We start from the raw sequence: 19766 nt of genomic DNA on the forward strand, positions 1-19766 counted from the left end.
GGGACCGCCGGATCTCGGCGGGCCGCAGCGAGGGTAACCGCTCCTGGCGCCGATCCCGAGGACTTGACATCGACGGATCACCCCCGTATGGGGGTCAGTTGATGATCTCGCCGCGGGGCTCCGACCGGAGCGCGGCGAGCCGCTCGCGCCACCCTCGGAGGGCCTCCGGCGTCAGGCGGGTCCAGTCGTGCACCTCACGCACGATCCGGACCGGCGACGTGCTCCGGTACGACCGGGTCGGGTTGCCGGGGAACTTCTTGTCCGTGACGTTGGGGTCGTTCTCGTAGTCGCCCGTCGGCTCCACTTCGTACACACGCGGCGCGGCATCACCGGCGGCGAGTTCGGCTGCCAGGCCGGCGCCGTCCGGGAGCGCGGTGAAGTAGACGTGGTTCATCACGATCTCGGGACGGTAGTTCGAGCGGAACCCCGCCGTCAGCAGGTCCCCGACCTGCAGGTCGGCCTTCGTCCCGTGGAAGAACGGCCCGTCGTCCAGCGCTCCGGTCACGACGGTCAGGGTACGACGTCCGTCGCGGTCGCGGTCGCGGTCGCGGTCGCGGTCGCGGTCACGTCAGTCCTGTCAGGACGGCGTGATGAAGTCCCGTCCAGCCGTAGGGGATCCGTCAGGGTCCGGATCGCCCCCTCGTTCCGGGACGATCGTTGCCGGCGTGACACTGACCGCGATCATACCGACGCTCCGAGCGTCGCTCCCCGACCCCTTCGACGCCTCCCGGTGGCCCGCGCGCACGACGCCGACCATCGGCGACGTGGTGATCTCCGCCGTGTCGATGGTCCGGCTCGCCGAGACCGTCGGCACCCCGTGCGTGCACACCGCCGAGCAGGAGCCGCCGCGGTTCCGGCCGCCGGCGTGGACACCGCGCGAGGTCAGCGTGGCGGTCGCGTCCGTCACCCGGGTGCGACGACCGCGAACCGGCATCGTGCTCCTCGAACTCGACGCCGTCCTGCCCGCGTGCGCCGTGCTCGACGAGGTCCGCCTGATCGGGCGGGTCACGACGGCGCCGACGGCGGAGACGTACGTCGTGACCCCGTGCGACGGCGCCGCCGATGGCCCGTTCCACCGGCTCCCGGCACCGGTCCCGACCGACGTGCACGAGGGCGACCTGCTCTGCTTCCCGTGCCTGGCGGCGTTGCGGCACCGGGACGTGGTCGAGCCCGTCCGGGCTGCGCTCGGCGCCGAGATCCGATGAGCGCGATCACCGGGGACCGCACGAAGGCGGGGATCCACCTCTGGGGTCGGTACTCCGTCCACCCCGTCAGCCGGTCCATGTGGAGCTCGCGGACGCTCGTCGTGTTCCCGCCGGGGACGAGCACGCGCGAGCGGGCACTCCTCCGCGCATGGCACGGCTGGACGGTCCTCGGCGCGCTCCTCGCGGTCGGCATCATGGCCGCGACGAACCCGACTCCGGCCGTCGGGATGGTCGCCGCGCTCGCCACCTACGCGTGCGGGTTCCTCGTCCTCGGCCGGGCCACCCGCACGCTCCGGCCCCGCGTCCGGTCGATCACGGTGACCACCTTCTACGGCAACGGTCGCCCCGAGGTGCACGGCGACGCCCGGCTGCTCGACGGCTCCCTCGACGCCCTGGCCGTGCTGGAACGCGCGCTCAGCGCACAGCAGATCCGGCCGGTCGACTTCGAGATGGTCTGGGCCGACGTCTGGAACACCCTCCCGCCGAGGACCCAGCGACCGTGACGCGCGGTCGGGCCGTCAGTGCTCGACGTTCTCCAGGTCGTCGAGCAGGCTCTCGTGCGTCGGCTCCCATCCGAGCGTCCGCCGGGTGTACTCGCTCGAGGACGGCTGGTCCATCGCGAAGATCGGCGCGAACGACCCGAACGCATCGTCCGCGACCCGCTCCACCGGCAGCCCGAGCCGTCGCCCGATGACCTCGGCGATGTCGCGGACCCGATCGGCCTCGTCCGCGACGGCGTGCCACGCGGTGCCAGCCGGGGCACGCTCCAGCGCGATCCGGAACAGCACCGCTGCGTCACGCGCATGCACAGCCGGCCACCGCTGCTCGCCGTCGCCCGGGTACCCGGCGACCCCGCTCTGGCGTGCGATCTCGGTGAGGATGCCGGCGAACCCACCCGTGCCGTCCGCGTGCACGGTCCTGGGCAGGCGGATCGCGGAGACCCGCACGCCGCGGTCGGCGAGCGCGAGCGCGTCCAGGACCGAACGGGCACGGCCGGCGACCGGACCCTCGAGGGGGAGCGGATCCGACTCGACGGAGGCACGACCGGGAACCCAGGGCGTGCCGGACACGACGACGAACGGCCGGTCGGACCCGACGAGCTCCTCGCCGAGGGCGCCCATCGCTGCAGACTCCTCGGCGATGCCCGCGGCGAGCGCCTCGGGCGAGCTGAAGTCGTTCGAGAACGCCAGGCTCACGACACCGTCCGCGTCACGGGCACCGGCTCGGAGGACGTCGAGGTCGGACAGCCCGCCGCGGACGGGCTCGGCGCCGGCAGCGGTGAGCGCTGCAGCAGAGCGATCGGAACGGGCGAGGGCCGCGACCGTGTGCCCTGCCGCGATGAGTTCGGCGACGACGGCCGTGCCGATCGTGCCGGTTCCGCCGGTGATGAAGACGTGCATGGGATGCTCCTGACAGTGATGGGACAGTTGTCTCATCACCGTACACCCGGGATGGGACGATTGTCCCGTCACGTATGATCGTTCCATGGCGCGATGGGAACCCGGTGCTCGGGAACGACTGGTCCTGGCCGCGGTCGACCTGTTCTCCGAGCAGGGCTACGACGAGACGACGGTCACGCAGATCGCCGAGCGCGCGGGTGTGACGAAGAGCACGTTCTTCCGGCACTTCCCCGACAAGCGCGAACTCCTGGTCGCCGGGCAGGAGACGCTGAGCCGGCTGCTCGCGTCGGGCATCGCCGAGGCCCCCGTCGACGCGACGCCGCTCGACGCCGTTGCCGCAGGGCTCCAGCGGGCATCGGACGAGATGGGCCCGATGAACCGCGAACTCGGACCACGGCTCAAGGCCGCCGTCGCCGCGAGCGCCGAACTCCAGGAACGGGATGCCCTGAAGAGCGTCGGGATGGCGGCCGCGATGACCGAGGCCCTCGTCGCTCGCGGCGTCGGCGCGGCACCCGCTCGCCTCGCCAGCGAGATGGGGGTGCTCGCGTTCAAGCAGGGGTTCGATCGCTGGTCCGGCGGGGACCGCTCGGACGACGACCGCCTCGACCACCACACCCTGACCGCCCTGTCCGAGCTCCGAGAAGCGGCCGCCACGCTCGGCTAGCCTGCGCGCCATGGGCATCGCGTTCGAGAACATCGGCATCGCCGTCCGTGACCTCGAGGCCACGATCGCGTTCTTCACCGATCTGGGCCTCACCGAGGTCGGTCGGGACGAGATCAGCGGCGCCTGGGCCGACACCGCCGTGGGCCTCGACGGCAACCACGCGAAGATCGCGATGCTCGCGACCCCGGACGGACACGGCCACATCGAGCTGTTCGAGTACGTCCACCCCGACGCGATCGAGACCGAGCCGACCCTGCCGAACGAGATCGGCATGCACCGCGTCGCGTTCCAGGTAGACGACCTCGCCGAGTCGCTGGCCATCGCGGCGCGCCACGGCTGCACACCGCTCCGCGGCGTCGCGAACTACCAGGACGTGTACCTGCTCACGTACCTGCGTGGGCCGAGCGGGATCATCGTGATGCTCGCGCAGGATCTCCGCAAGAGCTGACCGCCGCAGGCCGCCCGACGGGAGGCACGGGTCGGCCTGGCACCGGGCCTCCCGCCGGCGCGCGGCGAGTGCGCAGAAGTGCCAGCCCTGGCCGCATCCCGTCGCCGTGTCTGCGCACTCGGCCGGCACCGCCACAGCGAGTGCGCAGAAGTGGCGGCATCCGGCCGCGTCCCGTCGCCGTATCCGCGCACTCGGCCAGCGCCGCCGGGAGGAGTGCGCTGATCAGGCCTTGTCGTGCAGCGTGATCTGGTAGCCGTCGGGGTCGGCGAAGGTGAACGTGCGGCCGAACGGTCCGTCGATCGGCGCCGAGACGATGGTGTGTCCGTCGGCGACGAGAGCGTCGTGGATCTCCTGGACCCCGGTGGCGTGCAGCCAGATCGCGGCGCCGATGCCGGGCTGCGGGGTGGCGGCGATGTCCGTACCCGGGATGACGTCGCGGAGCGCGAACGCGATCGGGGTCGTCTCGAAGACGACGGCGTGCGGCGGGCCGGCCTGCGAGCGGACGAGGCCGAGGTACTGCTCGTAGAACGCCTGCGACGCGGCGAGGTCGGTCGCCTGGAGGTTGATGAAGTCGGGGCCGGTGACGGGCATGTGGTGCTCCTTCGTGGTGTGTCAGTCTTCTGACACGTCTCAACCTATGTCAGACTACTGACATGAGTCAAGACCGGGCCGGCATCGACCTCGAGACCTCCCTCGGGTACCTGCTGAAGGAGGCCGCGAGTGCCCTACGCGCCGCGATGGAATCGGTACTGCGCCCGCTCGGACTGACGGTCACGCAGTACTCGTGCCTGGAACTGCTCGCGCAGCGGCCCGGCCTGTCGAACTCCGAGCTCGCACGCGGCGCGTTCGTCACCCGGCAGTCGATGAACGTGCTGCTGCAGGCGTTCGAGCGCGACGGCCTCGTGACCCGGCCGGCGGCTCCTCCGGTGGGCAAGGCGCTCCCCGCTCAGCTCACCCCGTCGGGGCGAGCGCTCCTCGAGCACGCGAGTGCCGCCGTGCGGTCGGTCGAGGACCGGATGCTCACCGGGATGTCGACGGAGGACCGAGCGATCGCGTTCCGGAGCCTGCGGAGCATGATCCGTTCACTTCGGAACGACGAGCAGCATGGCGGGTGACGCTCGCGGGGACGGACGTTCGGATTCGCCGATGACGAATCCGGTTCCCGGAACGCGGGTGCGCGGAACCGGATTCGTCAGGAACGCCGGCGGATCACGTTCGGTCGGGCCGTTGCGCTGACCGATCGGACCGGAGGTGCCGCCGGAGAACGAACAGGCCGCCCGATGACGACCACGGCGCAGGTCAGCACCACCGCCCACGGCGAGCGCCTGGGTTCCGGTCGTTCATCGAGCATCCGTCGAGTCAACCAGTTCGCGCACCGGACACGTACGGTGGGGAGCGTGGACCTCCAGCGACGGACACCCGGCTCACTCGTCGTCGTGTCGGGCGGGAGCCTCGCGGGGAAGTCGACCCTCGCCCGCGCACTCGTCGAACGACTCGGTCACGACTGGGTGCTGGTCGAAGCGGACACCGCCGCGCCGACCCTCGGTTCCCCAGACGACTTCGATCCGCCGCGGTTCGCGCGCACGCTCCACCTGGCCGCGTTCACGTGGCTCGACGCCGGGTACGACGTGGTCCTCGACGGTGCCCTGCCCTTCCCCGAGACGGGGCACTTCTGGGAGTGTCTCGAACGCTGCCTCGAGCGCGGAGCATTCTTCGTCGGTGTCCGGACCGACCCAGAAGGCCTCGCGACCCGTGCCGCGGCGCGTCCCGGGTCGGACCTGGAGTGGGCGAGGTCGGGGGCCGCAGCGGCGAACGACCACGTCCCGCTGGACGTCGAGATCGACACGAGCGCAGAGCCGACGGAGGCGAGCATCGAGCGCATCGCCGGGCGACTGCTGCTCAGTCGCGGGAGTTGATCAGCCCCAGGTAGCGGCCGAATCGGGGCTTCGGCTCGTCGCGCAGCGCGCGCTGGGCTGGCCAGCAGTCGCGGTCGTCGAGGGTGGTGTTCGTCCGGTCGAGTTCGTGGCTCATCGGTTGCTCCTTCGCATGGGGTGACGAGTACGACACCGGGGAGCGACGGGGCATTCCCGACTCAGGGCGCGCCGTGCGTGACGGTGATCCGGGCTTCGCGCGGGTTCACCAGGGTCTTCGAGACGTAGAGCGGACGCCCCGCGAACCGCAGGCTCCGTGTCAAGACGAGCACGGGCTCCTCGGCGGAGACACCCAGACGGTGCCCACGGGTCTCACCCGGGGTCCCGATCGACACCTCGGTGGTGCCGGGCCCTGGGACGATGCCGGCGTCGAACATCGCAGCGAGCATCGTCTGGTCGGGCCGGCTCATCCGGATCAGCTCGCGGACGGGGGCGTACTCGCCGACCAGGGCGTCGTCGGGCGGCAGGTGCTCCTGCACGAGTCCGACGACGGTGTCCCCGCGGCGGACGACGCTCTCGACGAACCAGGACGGCGACGACTCCGCGATGCCGAGCGACTCCGCGGCGAACAACCCCGTGCGGTCCTGGACGACCATCTCCGTCCGCTCGACGTCGCCGCCCTCTGGAACGAGCAAGCGTTCAGGGGCCTCGACGCGCTCGAGCCCGGCGACCGGCAGGCGCTCCGCGACGAAGCGGCCGATGCCCCGTCGGGAGCGGATGAAACCGTCCTCCTCGAGGAAGATCAGCGCCTCGCGCACGACCGTCCTGGACACCCCGAGCAACTCGACCAGCTCCGCCTCGGACGGCAGGAGGATGCCGGGCTGGATGGCGCCGCCACGGATCGCGTCGCTGATGCGCATGTACGCGGCGACGCGGAGCGGGACTCCGGCGTGCGCAGGGAGCGGGCCCCGGAGGACGTCGGCAGTCGTCATGTGCTCAGCCTCTCAGACCGCGGTCCGTGCGGCGGTCGCAGCCCGGGACCGGTACGACGTGAACGGCTCGAGTTCTGGCTGCGATGCCTCGTGCGCCACGGCCGCGGCGCCGACGTGCGCTGCTGTCGCGAGCGCGTCCTCGGCGGAGAGCCCGGCTGCGAACCCGATGGTCACAGCCGCGGTGAAGGCGTCACCGGCACCGACCGTGTTCCGGACCTCGGCGCGGACCGACGGCACGTGCACGACGAGGCGTCCGTGCTCGAACACCGAGGCACCCGACGACCCCGCCGTGACCACCACGCGGCGACACCGAGCGAGCTCGGGGAGTGCGGCCCACTCGAGCTCGTTGACGACGAGCAGGTCGGCGCGGTCCATCGTGGCCTGCGCGAGCCGTCGAGCGGGAGCGGCGTTGATCGCGACGAAGGCCCGGGACCGGACGACGACCTCGTCCACCACGGCCGGGTCGACCTCGAGCTGGCAGAGGAGCACGTCGGATTCGGGGAGTGCACCGGGCACGCCGACCAGGTCGTTCGCCCCCGGGAACACGGCGATCGCGTTCTCGCCGGCGGCGTCGACCGTGATCGCCGCGGTCCCGGTCGGCGCAGCCGAGGTCCTGGTGACCAGCTCCGTCCGGACGCCGACGAGCCGGAGCTGCTCGACCGCGAACGCCCCGTCCGGGTCAGCCCCGACGGCGCCGATCATCGTGACCGCTGCGCCGAGCCGTGCGGCGGCGACGGCCTGGTTCGCGCCCTTGCCGCCGAGGAACGTCCGCCGCTGGGTCGCGAGGACGGTCTCACCCGGGGCGGGGAGTTCAGGAACCCGCAGCACCGAGTCGACGTTGATGCTGCCGACGACGGCCAGCGACGGCAGAGCGGGCGACGACGGCAGAGCGGGCACGGCCGTCACGCGGGCACCGTGTCGAGCTCGAGGATCCGGGTCCGGATCACGTCGGCGGCAGACGCTTCCGCCCTCACCACGACCCGCACCACCGGACCGTCTGCAACCGGCACGGTGCGGCCGCGCTCGTCGCCGTCCGTCACCACGTCGAGCGGGGTCTCGCGGACGGTCGGTGCGACCTCACCCGCGGCGATCGCCGCAGCGAGCGGGTCGTGCAGCGGCGCTCGGCGGACTTGGTCGACGGTCTCGTAGAAGTCGATGTAGCGGTGGAGCATCGTCCCGAGCGCCACCCGGAGCGGGTCGCCTGCGGCGATGAACCGGTCACCGTCACTGTCGTCGAACCGGTGCTGGCGGGTGACGTCGAGCGGCACGAGCACCAGGTCGAACCCGGCGGTCAGGACCCGGCGCGCGGCTTCGGCGTCGTTGTGGATGTTCGCCTCTGCGGTGGGCGACACGTTGCCGGGCTCCCACACCGCCCCGCCCATGATCGTCAGCGTGCCGACCAGCTCCGGCAGGCGCGGCTCCAGCTCGAGCGCGACGGCGAGGTTCGTGAGCGGGCCGATCGCCAGCACGTCGATCTTGCGGTCGCCGAGCGCGTGGGAACGTGCCAGGCGCACCAGCAGCTCGGCGGCCGGATCGGCGGCGGTGGCCACCCCGGCGGGCAGGTCGACCCCGCCGACGCCGTTCACGCCGTGCACGTGCGGGGCGCCCCCGCCGTAGACGCCGCCGAGCGGGTCGTGCGCGCCGACGGCGACCGGCACCGATCGCCCGACCATGCCGAGCAGCGCCGAGGTGTTCACCGCCGCGGTCGCGGAGTCGATGTTCCCGGAGACCGTCCCGATGCCGACCAGATCCACGTGCGGGACGTCGAGCAGGTACGCGAGGGCGAGGGCGTCGTCGACGCCGGTGTCGCAGTCGAGGAAGAGCGGGATCGTGGGGGTGGTCATGCGGTTGCGGCTCCTTCGGGGCGGGCTCCGGCGGGCAGAGCGTTCGGGGTGGGACGGAGGACGAGCGCTGCGGCGAACGCGGCGGCGGTGAGGGCGACGGAGATCCAGAGCGCCAGGTGGTACCCCTCTGGCGTGCCGGCGCTGACCGCAGGGCCGACCAGGGCCACACCGGTGCCGGCTCCCAGTCCGAAGCATGCACCGTGGATCCCGGGCAGGGAACCCGGAGCGTCGGCGGGGGCGTTCAGCACCGACAGGCCGTTCGCCGTCGCCTGGTACAGCCCGAGGTAGAAGACGCCCATCACGATGAGCAGCCCGAACGCGACCCACTTGTCGAGGGCGAAGAACGCGAGCGCGATCGAGATCAGGAGGATCGCACCGGTGGCCATGCGGAGCGACCGCACCCAGCCGATGCGCTGGGCGATCCACCCGGCGGCCGGCGCCGTCAGCAGCCCGGCGATCGCGGTCGGGGTGAGGAACAGCAACCCGGACATCGCCGCGTTCAGGCCGAAGCCGTTCGCGCCGTCCTGGCTGAGCACGACGACGGTGAAGTTCGTCGACGCGAACACCCCGGACAGCGTCAGGAACGTGCACATCAGCACCGGCCACGCCGTCCGCGCCCGGAGCGCCGGGACCGCGATGAGCGGCTGGGCCACCCGCCGCTCGACGAGCACGAACGCGACGGCTGCCACGACCGCGACCGTCAGCCACACCAGCGTCAGCGGGTCGGCGATCCCGCGGGACGGCACCTCGCTGACGAACTGCGAGAACCCGACCAGGAACGCACCGAGGATCGTCGCACCGAGCCAGTCCATCCGACGAGCCGCACTCCGCCGGACCCGCGGCACGAACGCCAGCACCGACAGGGTCCCGAGCACCGCGACGACCAGGATCACGACGAACACGGCTCGCCAGCCGAACGCGTCGGTGATCGCACCGCCGATGTACCCGTCGAGCCCGCCGAGGCCGCCGTTCACCGCCGTCACGACCCCGACCGAGATGCCGAACTGCTTCGCCGTGAGCTCCTCGGACAGCACCAGGAACGCGATCGTCAGGGCTGCCGAGGATGTCCCCTGCAGCACGCGACCGGTCAGCAGGAGAGGGAGCGAGGGTGCCGTGACCGTCAGCAGCGTCCCCACGAGCAGCGCGGCCATCGTCACCAGGAGCGCCCGGCGCCGCCCGATCGTGTCCGACCAGCGCGACACCACCATGCCGAGCACCGACCCGGACAGGAAGAACAGCGACTGCACCTGGGACACGACGCCGGCCGAAGCGTGCAGGTCCACGGCCATCGACGGGATGGCCGGGGTGAGCAGGCTCGCGTTCAGCTGGAACGCGAGCACCGCGACGATGAGCGATCCGACCAGCAGGGGGATGCGAGCGCCGGAGAGGCGCTCGCGTTCCGCTTCGGGGCGGGCGGGGGCGACAGTCATGCGAACTCCTTCGTCCGGTTGTCGTACGTACCTGTAATACAGGTCCGTACTCTATGGTCCGGACGGCGCGCTGGCAAGCGGGCCGACCCCGATGGCCGGTTCCGGCCGCGGAGCCGCCACGATCGGACGGGAGGCACGGGTCGGGCCCGCACCGAGCCTCCCGTCCGGCGGGTGGTGACTACCGGCTCGGCGCGACCATGCGGAGGACGTCGCGGACCAAGCGCCGCGGGCGCTCCTCGTCGACCGGCAGGGCGAAGGCGACGCGGTAGTACAGCGGCGCGATGACGTGATCGAGGACCTGCTCGGCGGTCGGCACGGCCTCGTCCCGGCCCTCGGCGCGGCGGATGAGCGCCGATGCCTGCTCGAGACGGGTGTCGGTCACCTCGCAGTGTGCGACGACGTCCTGGCGGGCGGCCACCATCGCCCGGAGGTACCGAGCGCGCTCCGGCCGGGTGATGTCACGCGTGACGATCAGCGCCCACTCGGTCAGGTCGCCGGCGAGGGTGCCCGCGTCGGGGAGCTCGTCGCCGTCGCGGGTGAGGGCCGCGACGGCGACCTCCTCGAGGAGCTCGTCGACGTCACCCCACCGTCGGTAGAGCGTCGTCGGGTTGACGCCCGCGCGCTCGGCGATGACGGGGAACGTGATGCGCTCGGCACCCTCGCCCACGAGCGCGCCGACGGCCGAGTAGACGGCGGAGAGCACGCGGCTGCTCCGCCCACCCGGTCTGGTCGTCGACGTCGCGGACATGGTGCAACTATCGCAAAGTTCTTTGCTTTTCGGAAGCGGGCGGGCTACTGTCCCAAAAGCAAAGTTCATTGCTTTTGATGGAGGACTCCATGGTGTTCCCTCGCCCGGTCGCGTTCCTGGTCGCCGGAGCCACCGGTGCTGCGACCCTGACGGCCGCCTCAGCTCCGTCGCCGCTCTACCCCGTGTACCAGCGGCTCTTCGGGTTCTCGGCGTTCACGCTGACCGTGGTCTTCGCCGTCTACGTCGGAGCGCTCCTCGTGGCCCTGCTCACGGTGGGGTCGCTCTCCGACCGGATCGGACGTCGACCCGTGGCGTCCGGAGCGATGGTGCTGCTCGCGCTCGGCATGCTGCTCTTCGTGGTCGCCGGCGGGACCGGCGGACTCGTCCTCGCCCGGGTCGTGCAGGGGTTCGCGGTGGGCGCGGCGACCGGCACGGTCACGGCGATGATCCTCGACGCCGCCAAGGACCCGCGGCGAGGGTCGATCGTCAGCAGCGCTGTCCCGTCGCTCGGCATCACGATCGGCGCGGTCCTGGCGGGAGCACTCGTCGAGTTCGCGCCGTTCCCGCGTCAGCTCGTGTTCTGGGTCCTCGCGGCCGCGTACCTGCTCCTCGCCGTGCTCGTCTGGTGGATCCCGGAGCGCACCCGACCGGCATCGACCGACCAGGGACCGCTCTGGCGCGCACTCCTGCCGAGCGCGGCGCTGCCGTCCGTCGTCCGCCCGGCGTTCCTCGCGCTCGTCCCGTCGATCGTCGCGACGTGGGCGCTGTCCGGCCTGTCGTTGTCACTGGGGTCGTCGGTCATCGGCACGCTGCTCGGGGTGCACAGTCACTTCGTCGTGGGGCTGGTGCTCGGGGCGTTCTTCGTCGCGGGGACGATCGGCGGCGCGGTCTCGACGATCCTGCCACCGTCGACCCGGCAGTGGTTCGGGTACGGGACCCTCGCCGGCGGTGTGGTGGTCATGCTCGTGGCGGTCATGGCGACAGCCCTGCCGATCTACATCGTGGGGTCCGCGATCGCCGGGCTGGGCTTCGGCAGCACGTTCCAGTACGCCGTCACGACGCTCGGCGCGGCTGCTCCCCAGGACCAGCGCGGCCAGGTGTTCGCGACGATGTACATCGTCAGCTACGCGGCGTTCAGCGTGCCGGCGCTCGCGGCCGGCCTCGCCACCGCGGCGGTCGGGCTCGAGCCCACCGTGCTCGCGTACGGGGCGTTCGTGGTCGTCCTGGTCCTGGTCGCGGTCATAACCGGGCCGCGAACGAGTCGATCGCCCGCTGCGCGATGAGCATCTCGGTCGGCCCGCCGTGCCCCTCGTCCTCCACGACCTCCAGGCGGCTTCCCGGCCACGCCCGGTGCAGTTCCCACGGGGTGACCACGGGACCGCTGACGTCCCGACGACCGTGGATCAGGACACCGGGGATGCCCGCGAGTTCGCCCGCGCGGGACAGGATCTCGTCCGGGCCGAGGAAGCAGTCGTTCGCCCAGTAGTGCGTGACGAGGGTCGCGAAGTCCTGCCGGTGGCGCGCGTTCGGGTGCAACGGGCCCACGGGCGATCCGAGGTCGAACGAGATGTGCGTCGCCTCCCACTCGTCCCACCGTTCGGCAGCAGCGACACGCACCGCGGGGTCCGGGTGGTGGAGCAGCCCGGCGTAGTGCTCGACGACGCGAACGCCGTCCGGGACGCCGGCGGCGAACGCCGACCACGCCTCCGGGAACAGCGCGCCGACGCCCTCGGTGATCCAGTCCAGCTCCCGACGGGCGCCGGTCGTGACCGCCACGAGCACGATCTCGGTGACGCGGTCCGGGTGCGCGAGGGCGTACGCCAGGGTGAGGGTGCTGCCCCACGAGACGCCGTGCACGAGCCAGGACTCGATGCCGAGCCGTTCCCGGAGCGCCTCGATGTCCGCGATGACCGTCTGCGTCGTGTTCGTGTCGAGCGCGTCGAGGTCGTCGATCGCCCACGGGGTGCTCCGCCCACAGCCACGCTGATCGAGTCCGACGATCAGGTACTGCGCGGGGTCGAACCGCCGACGGTACCCGCCGGCTCCGAGGCCCGAACCTGGACCGCCGTGCAGGTAGAGGGCCGGACGCCCCGTCGGGTTCCCCGAGGTCTCCCAGTGGATCCGGTTGCCGTCCGGGCGCTCGAGGGATCCCGACTCGAAGGGTTCCAGTTCCGGGTGCATCCCGGCAGCCTAGGGCGGCCGGGAGCGGCACCGTCGTTCGTGGCCCGGCTCACCGCGAGTTCGTCTGTCTCAGACGAACGGGACCTGGAAGACACACGTCACGTTCCAGAGCAGGTAGGTGGCGGCGGCAACACCGATCCGACCGGTCACGGCGGCGAGCATGCCGGCGAGGAGGGCGAGCACGGCGGCGGTGACCACGGCGCCCGATGCAGCGGGCGCGATGCCCGCGATCCAGGCGGTGCCCACCTCGAGGACGACGACGAGGAGCGCCGGGACGACGACGGTCAGGACACGCAGTCGGCGGGACAGTAGGGCGGCCAGCCGCCGCTGGAGCACGCCGTGCACCATCGTAGTGACGAGGAGCGGTCCGAGGACGAAGGCCAGGAGGCCGACCGCCGCGAGCACGGCGAGCTCAGCGCGCGACGGCACGAACGCCAGCACCATCTCGGGTGGATCGCCGAGCAGCACCTGCGACGCCGCCTCGACGACGCGGCAGAGGACGACTGCGGCGAGGGCGGCGACGACCTCGGGGAAGCCGATGCGGAGCCCTCTGAGCGCCGACCGGAACCGTCGACCACGGAGGAGCCAGGCGCCGGCGACGAGCAGCGGGATCCACACGGCGAGGAGCCGCTGCGTCGCCAGGGGGAAGACCGACTGCGTGAACGGCTCGGCGACCGGGTCCGGGGACGCTGCAGTGGCGACGACGGCCACGAGGACAGCGACCACGGGGACGAGGATGTCGGTCAGGTCGCGACGTGCCGACGGCGCGGGGACGTCGGCGGCCTCGGAACCCATGAGCTGAGCGTACGAGAGGGGTCGAGGTTCTCTCACGCCCTCGTTCGGGAGGCGCGGCGTCAACCCGGGGTGCACACTCGGATCCACCATGCCGTCCGACATCCGCACGCTCGACTGCTCCGACGTCGACGCCCTCCAGGCGTTGCTCGAGGCGGCTCCCGACCACTCGGAGCGGGTCACCGGCTATCCGCCGGGACCGTCGGATGCACTGAGCGCCCTCATCGCGGTCCCTCCCGAGTACGACCCGGCGGGGAAACGGGGCGTCGGGCTCTGGGTCGGCGGGGAGCTGACCGCGTTCACCGACGTCCTGATCGGCTACCCGGATCCCCGCACCACGTACCTCGGCCTGCTTATCGTCCGGCGCGATCGCCGACGGCGTGGATACGGCCGTACCCTCCACGACGCCCTGCTCGCCGACGTCCGCACGGCCGGTGCCTCCGTCGTGCGGGCCGGGATCGTGGACAGCGTCGAGCGCGAGGCCGCTCCGTTCCTCCGTTCTCTGGGCTACGAACCGACTGGTGAGCAGAAGCCGTACCGATACGACCACCTCGTCAGCGTCACCCGCTTCTGGGAGCGCGCGGTGGGGTGAGTGCGAGCGCGTGGATCCAGGGGTGCCCCGGGTGCGCCCGTTCCAGAGCGCTGCGCAGCCATGCCGCGGCGGCCTCGCTCAGGAGCGGCAGGCAGGCGTCGAAGTCCTGCTGGTCCTGCGGCCGGAGTCCAGGCGCCTTGTGGAGGAGCTGGACCTCTGGCCTGAGGTGTCTGATTCCGTCGCGCTCCCAGAGGAGCTCCGACACCGGCAGCGTGATGCTCCGGTCTCGCTTGTAGGCCCACTTCCCAGAGTCGATGTCCATCAGGAGGACGTCGTACTCCCACGGGTCCGATCCACTCTGACGCAGCCAGAGGTTGCCGCAGGTCTCGGGCAGGGCGTCCGTCTCGTCGACCAACGGCCGCAGGGCTCCCCGATCGGCTGCCCAGACGTCCATCCGGCCCGCGAGGTGCGCGCGAAGCAGTGGCACGTCGGAGCGGGCGATGCTCGGGTCGATGTCGCCGTGCGGTCGACTCCGACCCGTGAAGGTCTCGATCGCCCATCCACCGGCAATCCACCAGGTGCCGGGGAGACCCACGAAGAGCGCGGCGACGTCCGCAGGGCTGCGCGGACGCCAGGGACCGTAGAGACGCACGAGTTCGTCGTGCTCGAGTCCGTCACCCACCTCCGACCTCCTCCCGAATGCGACCGATCCCGGCGCGACACTGCGAGAGGTACTCGTCGTACAGGTCCGGACGCCGGTCGCGGGCCCACCGGGTGACGTCGACGAGGTGCAGTGCCGTCATCGCGGCCAGCGTCCGTCGAGCAGCATCCGACCCGAGTCCGGCGCTGGCGACGAACGCGTCGTACTCCTGACGGGTGATGGACCCGTCGACGAAGGCCCACCGGAACACTCGTCGCGCGTCCGTCCAGGGCGTCGGGCCGGTCTCGGCGGCACCCCAGTCGATGAGCACGGGCGGCTCGTCGGGACCGCGCGAGATGAGGTTCCGCGGGGCGAGGTCCCCGTGCGCGAGTCCGAACTCAACCTCCTCGCGGGTCAGCGGTTCGAGCAGTGATCGGACGTCCGCGGCCGATGCGTACGCGCCGTCTCGTCGGAGGGGGTCGTCCTCGACGAGTGCGGCGAGGTTGTAGTCCAGGTGCGCTGCCCACGCCTGCCGTAGGTCGGGCCCGAACCGGGAGTACAGCGACACCGGCGCCCTGTCGAGCGGGATCGTGCCGACCGCCACCGCGTATCGACCGAGCCACGCCCACGGCTGCTCGATCGGACGCGGATCGGGCTCGACGTACTCCGAGATCGCGAACGGGATGCCGGCCTCGACGCCGTGCAGGACGGGCGCCGCAACCGGGATGCCGACCTGCGCCGCTTCCGCCGCAGCCCACGCCTCGACGGGGAACTCGTCCTCGCGGAGCGGATCGACGGGGAACCGCAGGACGATCGGAGACGCATCGACTCGTTCCACCCGGTGGGTGTGGTTGACCGAACCGCCCGCGAGCGGGGCAACGTGCTGCGTCGCGGCACCGACCGCCCCCAGGACCGCACGGAACCACGGTTCGCCGACCGCTTCGTTGGACACGGACCCATCATGGCCCGGTAGACGGGGGGGTGACGGCTGCTCGTGTCCGACGTAGGGTCGAGCGCAACGACAGGGGGAACACATGGGGAAGTGGACTTTGAGCGAGATCGTCATCGCGGCATGCGCGGGGATCTGCGTCGTCCTCGGGCTGGTCGTCGCACCCATCGCATCCGGGTCCGTGTGGATCCCGCTCCTAATCGGTGCCGCGCTGATCGCGATGCTCGTCCGCATGCGTCGACAGCGAGCACGCCCCACCCGCTGAACAACCGTCTGGTCGCGCCGAGCGTCCCGATGGTCACCTGCCCACGAGGTGGCAGGTTCGAATCCGTCGGTGACCGATCCGGTACCCGGAACCCGGGTTTCGGGAACCGGATCGGTCACGGCCCGTTCCGAACTCCCGGTCATCGCGCGTCGCGTGCTCCGTTCCGCCATGCTGGGTCGATGATGCACGACGACGTGACACTCAGCTGGCGGACCCCCGTCGAGGACCGGGAGCTCGTGGAACTCACCGCCGCGCACGACGGGACACCCGAGGGCGGGTGGTGGGACCGCGTCCGACCGCACTCGCTCGGCTGGGTCGCTGCACGAACGCCTGACGGAGCGCTCGTGGGCTTCGTCAACGTCGCGTGGGACGGCAGCGACCACGCGTTCCTCATCGACACGAAGACACGCCCGTCGCACCAGCACCAGGGACTCGGCACCGCGGTCGTCCGTCACGCCGTCGCCGAGACGCGCGCTGCCGGGTGCGAGTGGCTCTTCGTCGACTACAGCGCCGACATGGCCCCGTTCTACGAGGACGCGTGTGGCTTCGCTCCGACCAGGGCGGGCCTCGTCCACCTCCGCTGAGAGCAGGGACGGCCGCGGTCTACGGAGACGGATCCGGGTCCTGGAACGCAGCCCGGTAGGCGGTCGGCGACGTCCCGATGATGCTGCCGAAGTACCGACGGAGGTTCGTGTCCGACCGCAACCCGGTCGCTTCCGCGATCTGCGTCACCGAGAGGTCGGTCCGCTCGAGGAGCTCACGTGCGTGGTCGACCCTGGCGCGGAGCACCCACTGCATCGGGGTGATGCCCGTGTCCTCGGTGAAGCGCCGCGAGAACGTCCGGGGCGAGACGGTGGCCTGGCGCGCGAGCGTCGTGAGCGTGAGGTCGTCCCGGAGGTGGGCGAGTGCCCACTCCCGGGTCGCTGCGAAGACGTCGCCGAGGGGCTCCGGGATGCTGCGGGGGACGTACTGCGCCTGGCCCCCGCTGCGGTACGGGGCGCTTACGAGCCGCCGTGCGACGTGGTTCGCGAGTGCGACGCCGTGGTCGCTCCGGATGAGGTGGAGGCACAGGTCCAGACCGCTTGCCGCACCGGCGCTGGTGAGGACCGCTCCGGCGTCGACGAAGAGCACGTTCTCGTCGACGTCCACCTCCGGGTACCGCTCCTGCAGCACGTGCGTGTAGTGCCAGTGCGTCGTCGCCCGTCGGCCGTCGAGCAGCCCGGCGGCGGCGAGCGTGAAGGCCCCGGTGGAGATCGCTGCGATGCGGGCACCACGCTCGTGCGCCCTCCGCAGGGCGGCCGTCACCGCCGCTGGGGTGCTGGCGTCTGCCGGGTTCCGGAACCCGGGGACCAGAACGGTGTCCGCCCACTCGAGGGTCTCGAGGTCGTGGCCCACGGCGTACGCGAGACCGTTCCACCCGTCGACGGTGCCGACCCGTTCGCCGCAGACCCGTACCTCGTAGGGCATGCTGGGCCGCTTCGCGAAGACGTGTGCCGCGATCCCGACGTCGAGCGCCTTCGCTCCGTCGAGCACGAGCACGGCCACACGGTGGTCACGGACGGTGTTCACGCTCGCGAACCTAGCGCGCATCGAACGCGCATCGATCACGAGCGGTGACAGCCGTCGCGATCCACCCGCCGACGAGGACGAGCACGACCGTACCGGCGGCCGCCGCGTACACGGCGCGGTACGGATCCGCGACGACTCCGAGCCCCGCGATCAGCAGCCCGGACAGCACGGCGCCGACGCGTCGGGTGTTCGTGAAGAGCCCGGACGCCAGACCAGGACTGGGGAAGACCGTCTGGAAGACCGTCAGCCCGACACCGGCGACCGTGGCGAAGAACCAGGCGTTCAGCGGCTGCAGCGCCAGGAGCTGCCACGGCTCGTGGACCAGCGTCACGAGTCCGTAGTACAGGACGCCCGCGGCCCAGCCGGTGGCGAGCAGTGCGCGCGTCGGGACGCGCTCGTGGAGTCGGCCGATGGTCATCAGCGCGGGGATCTCGACGAGTGCGGCAGTACCAAGGACGACGCCCGCCCACCCGATCGGGGCGTGCAGGTCCCTCGTGACGAAGAGGGTCGCGACCGTGACGGTGGCGATGTTCGTCGCCTGCAGCAGGGTGAACGCCGTGACCACTGCCCATGGGGACCACCCGCGCAGCTGTGCGAGCAACCGCGGCCGCTGCGCCACGTCGGCCGCGGCCACCGGCCCGCGACGCCGCAGCAGGAGCAGCGCGCCGAGGACGTTCAGCAGGCTGATCGCGGCGAGCAGCAGGAACGCGGCGGACGTGCCGACCACGCCGGTGCTGAAGGCAGCGAGCGGCGGCCCGACCACCCAGGCGAACGACACGATCGCACGCGTGCGGATCACCCGCACAGGCGGTGCACCTTCGTGCCGCAACTGCGCGAACAGCAGGGTCGATCCCACGCCGGGCGGCCCACCGAGCACCACGAGCGCGATCACCGCGATCGGCAGTGACCTCGTCAGTACCAGGGCCGCGACGAGACCGACACCGACGAGCGCGCAGAACAGCAGCGGTCGCAGGTAGTCGCCGGCCCGGTCTGCCAGCGTCGGAATCACCAGCGACGCGACGAACCCGCCCGCGTTGTACGCGCCGAGCACCCATCCGACCTGCGAAGGCGTCGCTCCGTACACCTCGACCAGCAGGACGGCGAGCAGCGGGTTGAGGACCGCGAACTGGAGCGCCCAGAACCACGCGGCGACCGGCCAGAGCAGGCGCCCTCGCGCATGAGCGGTTCGTTCGATCTCCATGAGGACAACCAAACTGCCCGCTGTCGTCCCGCGCCATCGCTCCAGCGGACGTCGGTCGTACAGATCACGCCAAGTCGCGTGGTCAGACGGGGACGAGCGGCTGTCGCTCTCCTGTCGGGAGCTCGACCCGGATGCGGTCTCCCGGTCGGACGGTCCCGCCGGTCACGACGACGCTCATGACGCCGCCCTTGCGTTCGACCGAACCGTCCTCCGCTCGGCCGAGCACCTCGCGGAGGAGACCCGACTCGAAGTCGTTGATCTGCTGGCACGGGTTCCGCAGCCCCGTGACCCGGACGCACGCCTCGTCGCCGAGGTGGAGCAGCGTGCCGGTCGGCAGCCCGAGCAGATCGACCCCGCGGGTCGTGACGTTCTCGCCCATCTGACCCGGCTCGACCGTGTACCCGGCGTCCGCGACCTCGTCGAACAGCTCGGCGTGGATCAGGTGCACCTGACGCAGATTCGGTTGCGACGGGTCCCGTGCCACCCGGGAGCGGTGCTGCACGGTCGTGCCGGCGTGCGCGTCGCCCTCGATGCCCCAGCCCGCGACGAGCGTGACCTCGTCCACCACCGGCTTGCTGAACCGGTGCTCGCCGTCGCGACTCACCGCGACCACCCCTGCTTCGTCCTCGAGTTCCCCGCTCATGGCTCGCTCCTCGCCGATGCCACGGAATCACGCGACCCCCTAGTGCACCGCCATTCGGTCGGTAAGGTGACATGTAGCATGACACTGATGGGTGCGATGCGCGTGTTGCCGGTTGTCCTCCTCACCGTCGGCGCGGCCTGCGGCGGAGCTGCCGTCGCGCTCGCAACGGTCGGGCTGATGATGTTCCGGGCAGACGATCCCGCCGTGACCCAGTTGAACGCCTTGGCGATCTCGCTGGCGTTGATCGGAGCGGTCGCAGCGATCGTCACCGCTCAACTGCGACGTCACGGCGCGAGGACCAGTCGCTGACGAGCACCGGGCTGGCAATCGCCGTCCACGACGCCGATCCGGACATGCGCGAGGTGTCCCGAGGTCGGGTCGTGCGGCTGCTC

At 71.5% G+C, this 19766-nt stretch carries 27 protein-coding genes; 11 read left to right on the plus strand and 16 right to left on the minus strand.

What is annotated here, in order from left to right:
- Positions 1 to 94 precede the first annotated feature (94 nt).
- Positions 95 to 505: an NAD(+)--rifampin ADP-ribosyltransferase gene (gene arr, locus ACIPJ2_RS02625; protein ID WP_281266208.1), complete on the minus strand. Its 411-nt coding sequence runs from the start codon at positions 503 to 505 to the stop codon at positions 95 to 97.
- Between the two features lie 160 nt (positions 506 to 665).
- Here arr and ACIPJ2_RS02630 point away from each other — a divergent pair, with 160 nt between their 5' ends.
- Together ACIPJ2_RS02630 and ACIPJ2_RS02635 are read left to right on the plus strand one after the other, a co-directional pair.
- Entirely contained in the window at positions 666 to 1205 is a 540-nt protein-coding gene (locus ACIPJ2_RS02630; protein ID WP_402727429.1) for a hypothetical protein, read from the plus strand.
- Positions 1202 to 1708 (plus strand): DUF6611 family protein, encoded by a 507-nt coding sequence (locus ACIPJ2_RS02635; RefSeq protein ID WP_402727430.1) that lies wholly within the window; start codon positions 1202 to 1204, stop codon positions 1706 to 1708. Before ACIPJ2_RS02630 ends, ACIPJ2_RS02635 begins: the two co-directional genes overlap by 4 nt.
- 15 nt (positions 1709 to 1723) lie before the next feature.
- Here the strand turns inward: ACIPJ2_RS02635 and ACIPJ2_RS02640 are convergent, their stop codons facing one another.
- Entirely contained in the window at positions 1724 to 2605 is an 882-nt protein-coding gene (locus ACIPJ2_RS02640) for an NAD-dependent epimerase/dehydratase family protein (protein WP_402727431.1), read from the minus strand.
- A gap of 85 nt (positions 2606 to 2690) precedes the next feature.
- Between ACIPJ2_RS02640 and ACIPJ2_RS02645 the strand changes: the two genes are divergently transcribed.
- Together ACIPJ2_RS02645 and ACIPJ2_RS02650 are read left to right on the plus strand one after the other, a co-directional pair.
- Positions 2691 to 3269 (plus strand): TetR/AcrR family transcriptional regulator, encoded by a 579-nt coding sequence (locus ACIPJ2_RS02645; RefSeq protein WP_402727432.1) that lies wholly within the window; start codon positions 2691 to 2693, stop codon positions 3267 to 3269.
- A 10-nt stretch (positions 3270 to 3279) separates the two neighbouring features.
- A complete protein-coding gene (locus ACIPJ2_RS02650; RefSeq protein WP_402727433.1) occupies positions 3280 to 3717 on the plus strand; it encodes a VOC family protein in 438 nt (145 codons plus the stop codon).
- Positions 3718 to 3939: 222 nt separating this feature from the next.
- Here the strand turns inward: ACIPJ2_RS02650 and ACIPJ2_RS02655 are convergent, their stop codons facing one another.
- Complete coding sequence (locus tag ACIPJ2_RS02655; RefSeq protein ID WP_402727434.1) at positions 3940 to 4308, minus strand: VOC family protein; 369 nt, start codon at positions 4306 to 4308, stop codon at positions 3940 to 3942.
- Between the two features lie 62 nt (positions 4309 to 4370).
- Here ACIPJ2_RS02655 and ACIPJ2_RS02660 point away from each other — a divergent pair, with 62 nt between their 5' ends.
- Positions 4371 to 4832 carry a MarR family winged helix-turn-helix transcriptional regulator gene (locus tag ACIPJ2_RS02660; protein WP_402727435.1) on the plus strand — a complete coding sequence of 154 codons (462 nt, stop codon included), beginning with the start codon at positions 4371 to 4373 and terminating at the stop codon, positions 4830 to 4832.
- Positions 4833 to 5114: 282 nt separating this feature from the next.
- Positions 5115 to 5633, plus strand: a complete 519-nt coding sequence (locus ACIPJ2_RS02665; RefSeq protein ID WP_402727436.1) for a hypothetical protein — start codon at positions 5115 to 5117, stop codon at positions 5631 to 5633.
- Here the strand turns inward: ACIPJ2_RS02665 and ACIPJ2_RS02670 are convergent.
- The 6 genes from ACIPJ2_RS02670 to ACIPJ2_RS02695 form a co-directional block, all read right to left on the minus strand.
- A complete protein-coding gene (locus tag ACIPJ2_RS02670) occupies positions 5617 to 5748 on the minus strand; it encodes a hypothetical protein (protein ID WP_281266216.1) in 132 nt (43 codons plus the stop codon). The genes ACIPJ2_RS02665 and ACIPJ2_RS02670 overlap by 17 nt on opposite strands.
- A 61-nt stretch (positions 5749 to 5809) precedes the next feature.
- On the minus strand, positions 5810 to 6580 hold the full coding sequence (locus ACIPJ2_RS02675; protein ID WP_402727437.1) for a GntR family transcriptional regulator: 771 nt from the start codon (positions 6578 to 6580) through the stop codon (positions 5810 to 5812).
- Positions 6581 to 6592: 12 nt separating this feature from the next.
- Entirely contained in the window at positions 6593 to 7486 is an 894-nt protein-coding gene (locus ACIPJ2_RS02680) for a PfkB family carbohydrate kinase (RefSeq protein WP_402727438.1), read from the minus strand.
- Positions 7483 to 8424: a nucleoside hydrolase gene (locus ACIPJ2_RS02685; RefSeq protein WP_402727439.1), complete on the minus strand. Its 942-nt coding sequence runs from the start codon at positions 8422 to 8424 to the stop codon at positions 7483 to 7485. Before ACIPJ2_RS02685 ends, ACIPJ2_RS02680 begins: the two co-directional genes overlap by 4 nt.
- Complete coding sequence (locus ACIPJ2_RS02690) at positions 8421 to 9854, minus strand: MFS transporter (RefSeq protein ID WP_402727440.1); 1434 nt, start codon at positions 9852 to 9854, stop codon at positions 8421 to 8423. The genes ACIPJ2_RS02685 and ACIPJ2_RS02690 overlap by 4 nt, the downstream gene beginning before the upstream one ends.
- A 178-nt stretch (positions 9855 to 10032) precedes the next feature.
- A complete protein-coding gene (locus tag ACIPJ2_RS02695; protein ID WP_402727441.1) occupies positions 10033 to 10602 on the minus strand; it encodes a TetR/AcrR family transcriptional regulator in 570 nt (189 codons plus the stop codon).
- An 89-nt stretch (positions 10603 to 10691) separates the two neighbouring features.
- On the opposite strand from ACIPJ2_RS02695, the gene ACIPJ2_RS02700 reads away from it, so the two are divergent.
- The gene (locus ACIPJ2_RS02700) at positions 10692 to 11885 is read left to right on the plus strand and encodes an MFS transporter (RefSeq protein WP_402727442.1); all 1194 of its coding nucleotides are present in this window, start codon (positions 10692 to 10694) and stop codon (positions 11883 to 11885) included.
- Here the strand turns inward: ACIPJ2_RS02700 and pip are convergent.
- Both pip and ACIPJ2_RS02710 read right to left on the minus strand, forming a co-directional pair.
- Positions 11842 to 12783, minus strand: coding sequence for a prolyl aminopeptidase (pip, locus tag ACIPJ2_RS02705; RefSeq protein ID WP_402727443.1), 942 nt, complete (start codon positions 12781 to 12783; stop codon positions 11842 to 11844). The genes ACIPJ2_RS02700 and pip overlap by 44 nt on opposite strands.
- Positions 12784 to 12852: 69 nt before the next feature.
- Positions 12853 to 13578 carry a hypothetical protein gene (locus tag ACIPJ2_RS02710; RefSeq protein ID WP_402727444.1) on the minus strand — a complete coding sequence of 242 codons (726 nt, stop codon included), beginning with the start codon at positions 13576 to 13578 and terminating at the stop codon, positions 12853 to 12855.
- Positions 13579 to 13666: 88 nt separating this feature from the next.
- On the opposite strand from ACIPJ2_RS02710, the gene ACIPJ2_RS02715 reads away from it, so the two are divergent.
- Entirely contained in the window at positions 13667 to 14167 is a 501-nt protein-coding gene (locus ACIPJ2_RS02715) for a GNAT family N-acetyltransferase (RefSeq protein WP_402727445.1), read from the plus strand.
- Here the strand turns inward: ACIPJ2_RS02715 and ACIPJ2_RS02720 are convergent.
- Both ACIPJ2_RS02720 and ACIPJ2_RS02725 read right to left on the minus strand, forming a co-directional pair.
- On the minus strand, positions 14136 to 14789 hold the full coding sequence (locus ACIPJ2_RS02720; protein ID WP_402727446.1) for a hypothetical protein: 654 nt from the start codon (positions 14787 to 14789) through the stop codon (positions 14136 to 14138). The genes ACIPJ2_RS02715 and ACIPJ2_RS02720 overlap by 32 nt on opposite strands.
- On the minus strand, positions 14782 to 15699 hold the full coding sequence (locus ACIPJ2_RS02725) for a phosphotransferase (protein WP_402727447.1): 918 nt from the start codon (positions 15697 to 15699) through the stop codon (positions 14782 to 14784). Before ACIPJ2_RS02725 ends, ACIPJ2_RS02720 begins: the two co-directional genes overlap by 8 nt.
- 82 nt (positions 15700 to 15781) lie before the next feature.
- Here ACIPJ2_RS02725 and ACIPJ2_RS02730 point away from each other — a divergent pair, with 82 nt between their 5' ends.
- Positions 15782 to 15961 (plus strand): hypothetical protein, encoded by a 180-nt coding sequence (locus tag ACIPJ2_RS02730; protein WP_402727448.1) that lies wholly within the window; start codon positions 15782 to 15784, stop codon positions 15959 to 15961.
- A gap of 179 nt (positions 15962 to 16140) precedes the next feature.
- Positions 16141 to 16545, plus strand: a complete 405-nt coding sequence (locus tag ACIPJ2_RS02735) for a GNAT family N-acetyltransferase (protein ID WP_402727449.1) — start codon at positions 16141 to 16143, stop codon at positions 16543 to 16545.
- Between the two features lie 19 nt (positions 16546 to 16564).
- On the opposite strand, the gene ACIPJ2_RS02740 is transcribed toward ACIPJ2_RS02735, so the two are convergent.
- The 3 genes from ACIPJ2_RS02740 to ACIPJ2_RS02750 form a co-directional block, all read right to left on the minus strand.
- The gene (locus ACIPJ2_RS02740) at positions 16565 to 17551 is read right to left on the minus strand and encodes a GlxA family transcriptional regulator (RefSeq protein ID WP_402727450.1); all 987 of its coding nucleotides are present in this window, start codon (positions 17549 to 17551) and stop codon (positions 16565 to 16567) included.
- On the minus strand, positions 17541 to 18731 hold the full coding sequence (locus ACIPJ2_RS02745) for an MFS transporter (protein ID WP_402727451.1): 1191 nt from the start codon (positions 18729 to 18731) through the stop codon (positions 17541 to 17543). Before ACIPJ2_RS02745 ends, ACIPJ2_RS02740 begins: the two co-directional genes overlap by 11 nt.
- Before the next feature lie 82 nt (positions 18732 to 18813).
- Entirely contained in the window at positions 18814 to 19374 is a 561-nt protein-coding gene (locus tag ACIPJ2_RS02750) for an MOSC domain-containing protein (RefSeq protein WP_402727452.1), read from the minus strand.
- A gap of 87 nt (positions 19375 to 19461) precedes the next feature.
- On the opposite strand from ACIPJ2_RS02750, the gene ACIPJ2_RS02755 reads away from it, so the two are divergent.
- A complete protein-coding gene (locus ACIPJ2_RS02755) occupies positions 19462 to 19683 on the plus strand; it encodes a hypothetical protein (RefSeq protein WP_402727453.1) in 222 nt (73 codons plus the stop codon).
- Positions 19684 to 19766: the final 83 nt, after the last annotated feature.

It is taken from the genome of Curtobacterium sp. NPDC090217 (assembly GCF_044746705.1).
Taxonomy (GTDB): domain Bacteria; phylum Actinomycetota; class Actinomycetes; order Actinomycetales; family Microbacteriaceae; genus Curtobacterium.

Coding starts and splice junctions, on each gene's coding strand:
- ACIPJ2_RS02635 (WP_402727430.1), top strand. CDS start 1,202: ATGAGCGCGATCACCGGGGACCGCACGAAGGCGGGGATCCACCTCTGG.
- ACIPJ2_RS02640 (WP_402727431.1), bottom strand. CDS start 2,605: ATGCACGTCTTCATCACCGGCGGAACCGGCACGATCGGCACGGCCGTC.
- ACIPJ2_RS02645 (WP_402727432.1), top strand. CDS start 2,691: ATGGCGCGATGGGAACCCGGTGCTCGGGAACGACTGGTCCTGGCCGCG.
- ACIPJ2_RS02650 (WP_402727433.1), top strand. CDS start 3,280: ATGGGCATCGCGTTCGAGAACATCGGCATCGCCGTCCGTGACCTCGAG.
- ACIPJ2_RS02655 (WP_402727434.1), bottom strand. CDS start 4,308: ATGCCCGTCACCGGCCCCGACTTCATCAACCTCCAGGCGACCGACCTC.
- ACIPJ2_RS02660 (WP_402727435.1), top strand. CDS start 4,371: ATGAGTCAAGACCGGGCCGGCATCGACCTCGAGACCTCCCTCGGGTAC.
- ACIPJ2_RS02670 (WP_281266216.1), bottom strand. CDS start 5,748: ATGAGCCACGAACTCGACCGGACGAACACCACCCTCGACGACCGCGAC.
- ACIPJ2_RS02675 (WP_402727437.1), bottom strand. CDS start 6,580: ATGACGACTGCCGACGTCCTCCGGGGCCCGCTCCCTGCGCACGCCGGA.
- ACIPJ2_RS02685 (WP_402727439.1), bottom strand. CDS start 8,424: ATGACCACCCCCACGATCCCGCTCTTCCTCGACTGCGACACCGGCGTC.
- ACIPJ2_RS02690 (WP_402727440.1), bottom strand. CDS start 9,854: ATGACTGTCGCCCCCGCCCGCCCCGAAGCGGAACGCGAGCGCCTCTCC.
- ACIPJ2_RS02695 (WP_402727441.1), bottom strand. CDS start 10,602: ATGTCCGCGACGTCGACGACCAGACCGGGTGGGCGGAGCAGCCGCGTG.
- ACIPJ2_RS02700 (WP_402727442.1), top strand. CDS start 10,692: ATGGTGTTCCCTCGCCCGGTCGCGTTCCTGGTCGCCGGAGCCACCGGT.
- pip (WP_402727443.1), bottom strand. CDS start 12,783: ATGCACCCGGAACTGGAACCCTTCGAGTCGGGATCCCTCGAGCGCCCG.
- ACIPJ2_RS02710 (WP_402727444.1), bottom strand. CDS start 13,578: ATGGGTTCCGAGGCCGCCGACGTCCCCGCGCCGTCGGCACGTCGCGAC.
- ACIPJ2_RS02715 (WP_402727445.1), top strand. CDS start 13,667: ATGCCGTCCGACATCCGCACGCTCGACTGCTCCGACGTCGACGCCCTC.
- ACIPJ2_RS02730 (WP_402727448.1), top strand. CDS start 15,782: ATGGGGAAGTGGACTTTGAGCGAGATCGTCATCGCGGCATGCGCGGGG.
- ACIPJ2_RS02735 (WP_402727449.1), top strand. CDS start 16,141: ATGATGCACGACGACGTGACACTCAGCTGGCGGACCCCCGTCGAGGAC.
- ACIPJ2_RS02740 (WP_402727450.1), bottom strand. CDS start 17,551: ATGCGCGCTAGGTTCGCGAGCGTGAACACCGTCCGTGACCACCGTGTG.
- ACIPJ2_RS02745 (WP_402727451.1), bottom strand. CDS start 18,731: ATGGAGATCGAACGAACCGCTCATGCGCGAGGGCGCCTGCTCTGGCCG.
- ACIPJ2_RS02750 (WP_402727452.1), bottom strand. CDS start 19,374: ATGAGCGGGGAACTCGAGGACGAAGCAGGGGTGGTCGCGGTGAGTCGC.
- ACIPJ2_RS02755 (WP_402727453.1), top strand. CDS start 19,462: ATGGGTGCGATGCGCGTGTTGCCGGTTGTCCTCCTCACCGTCGGCGCG.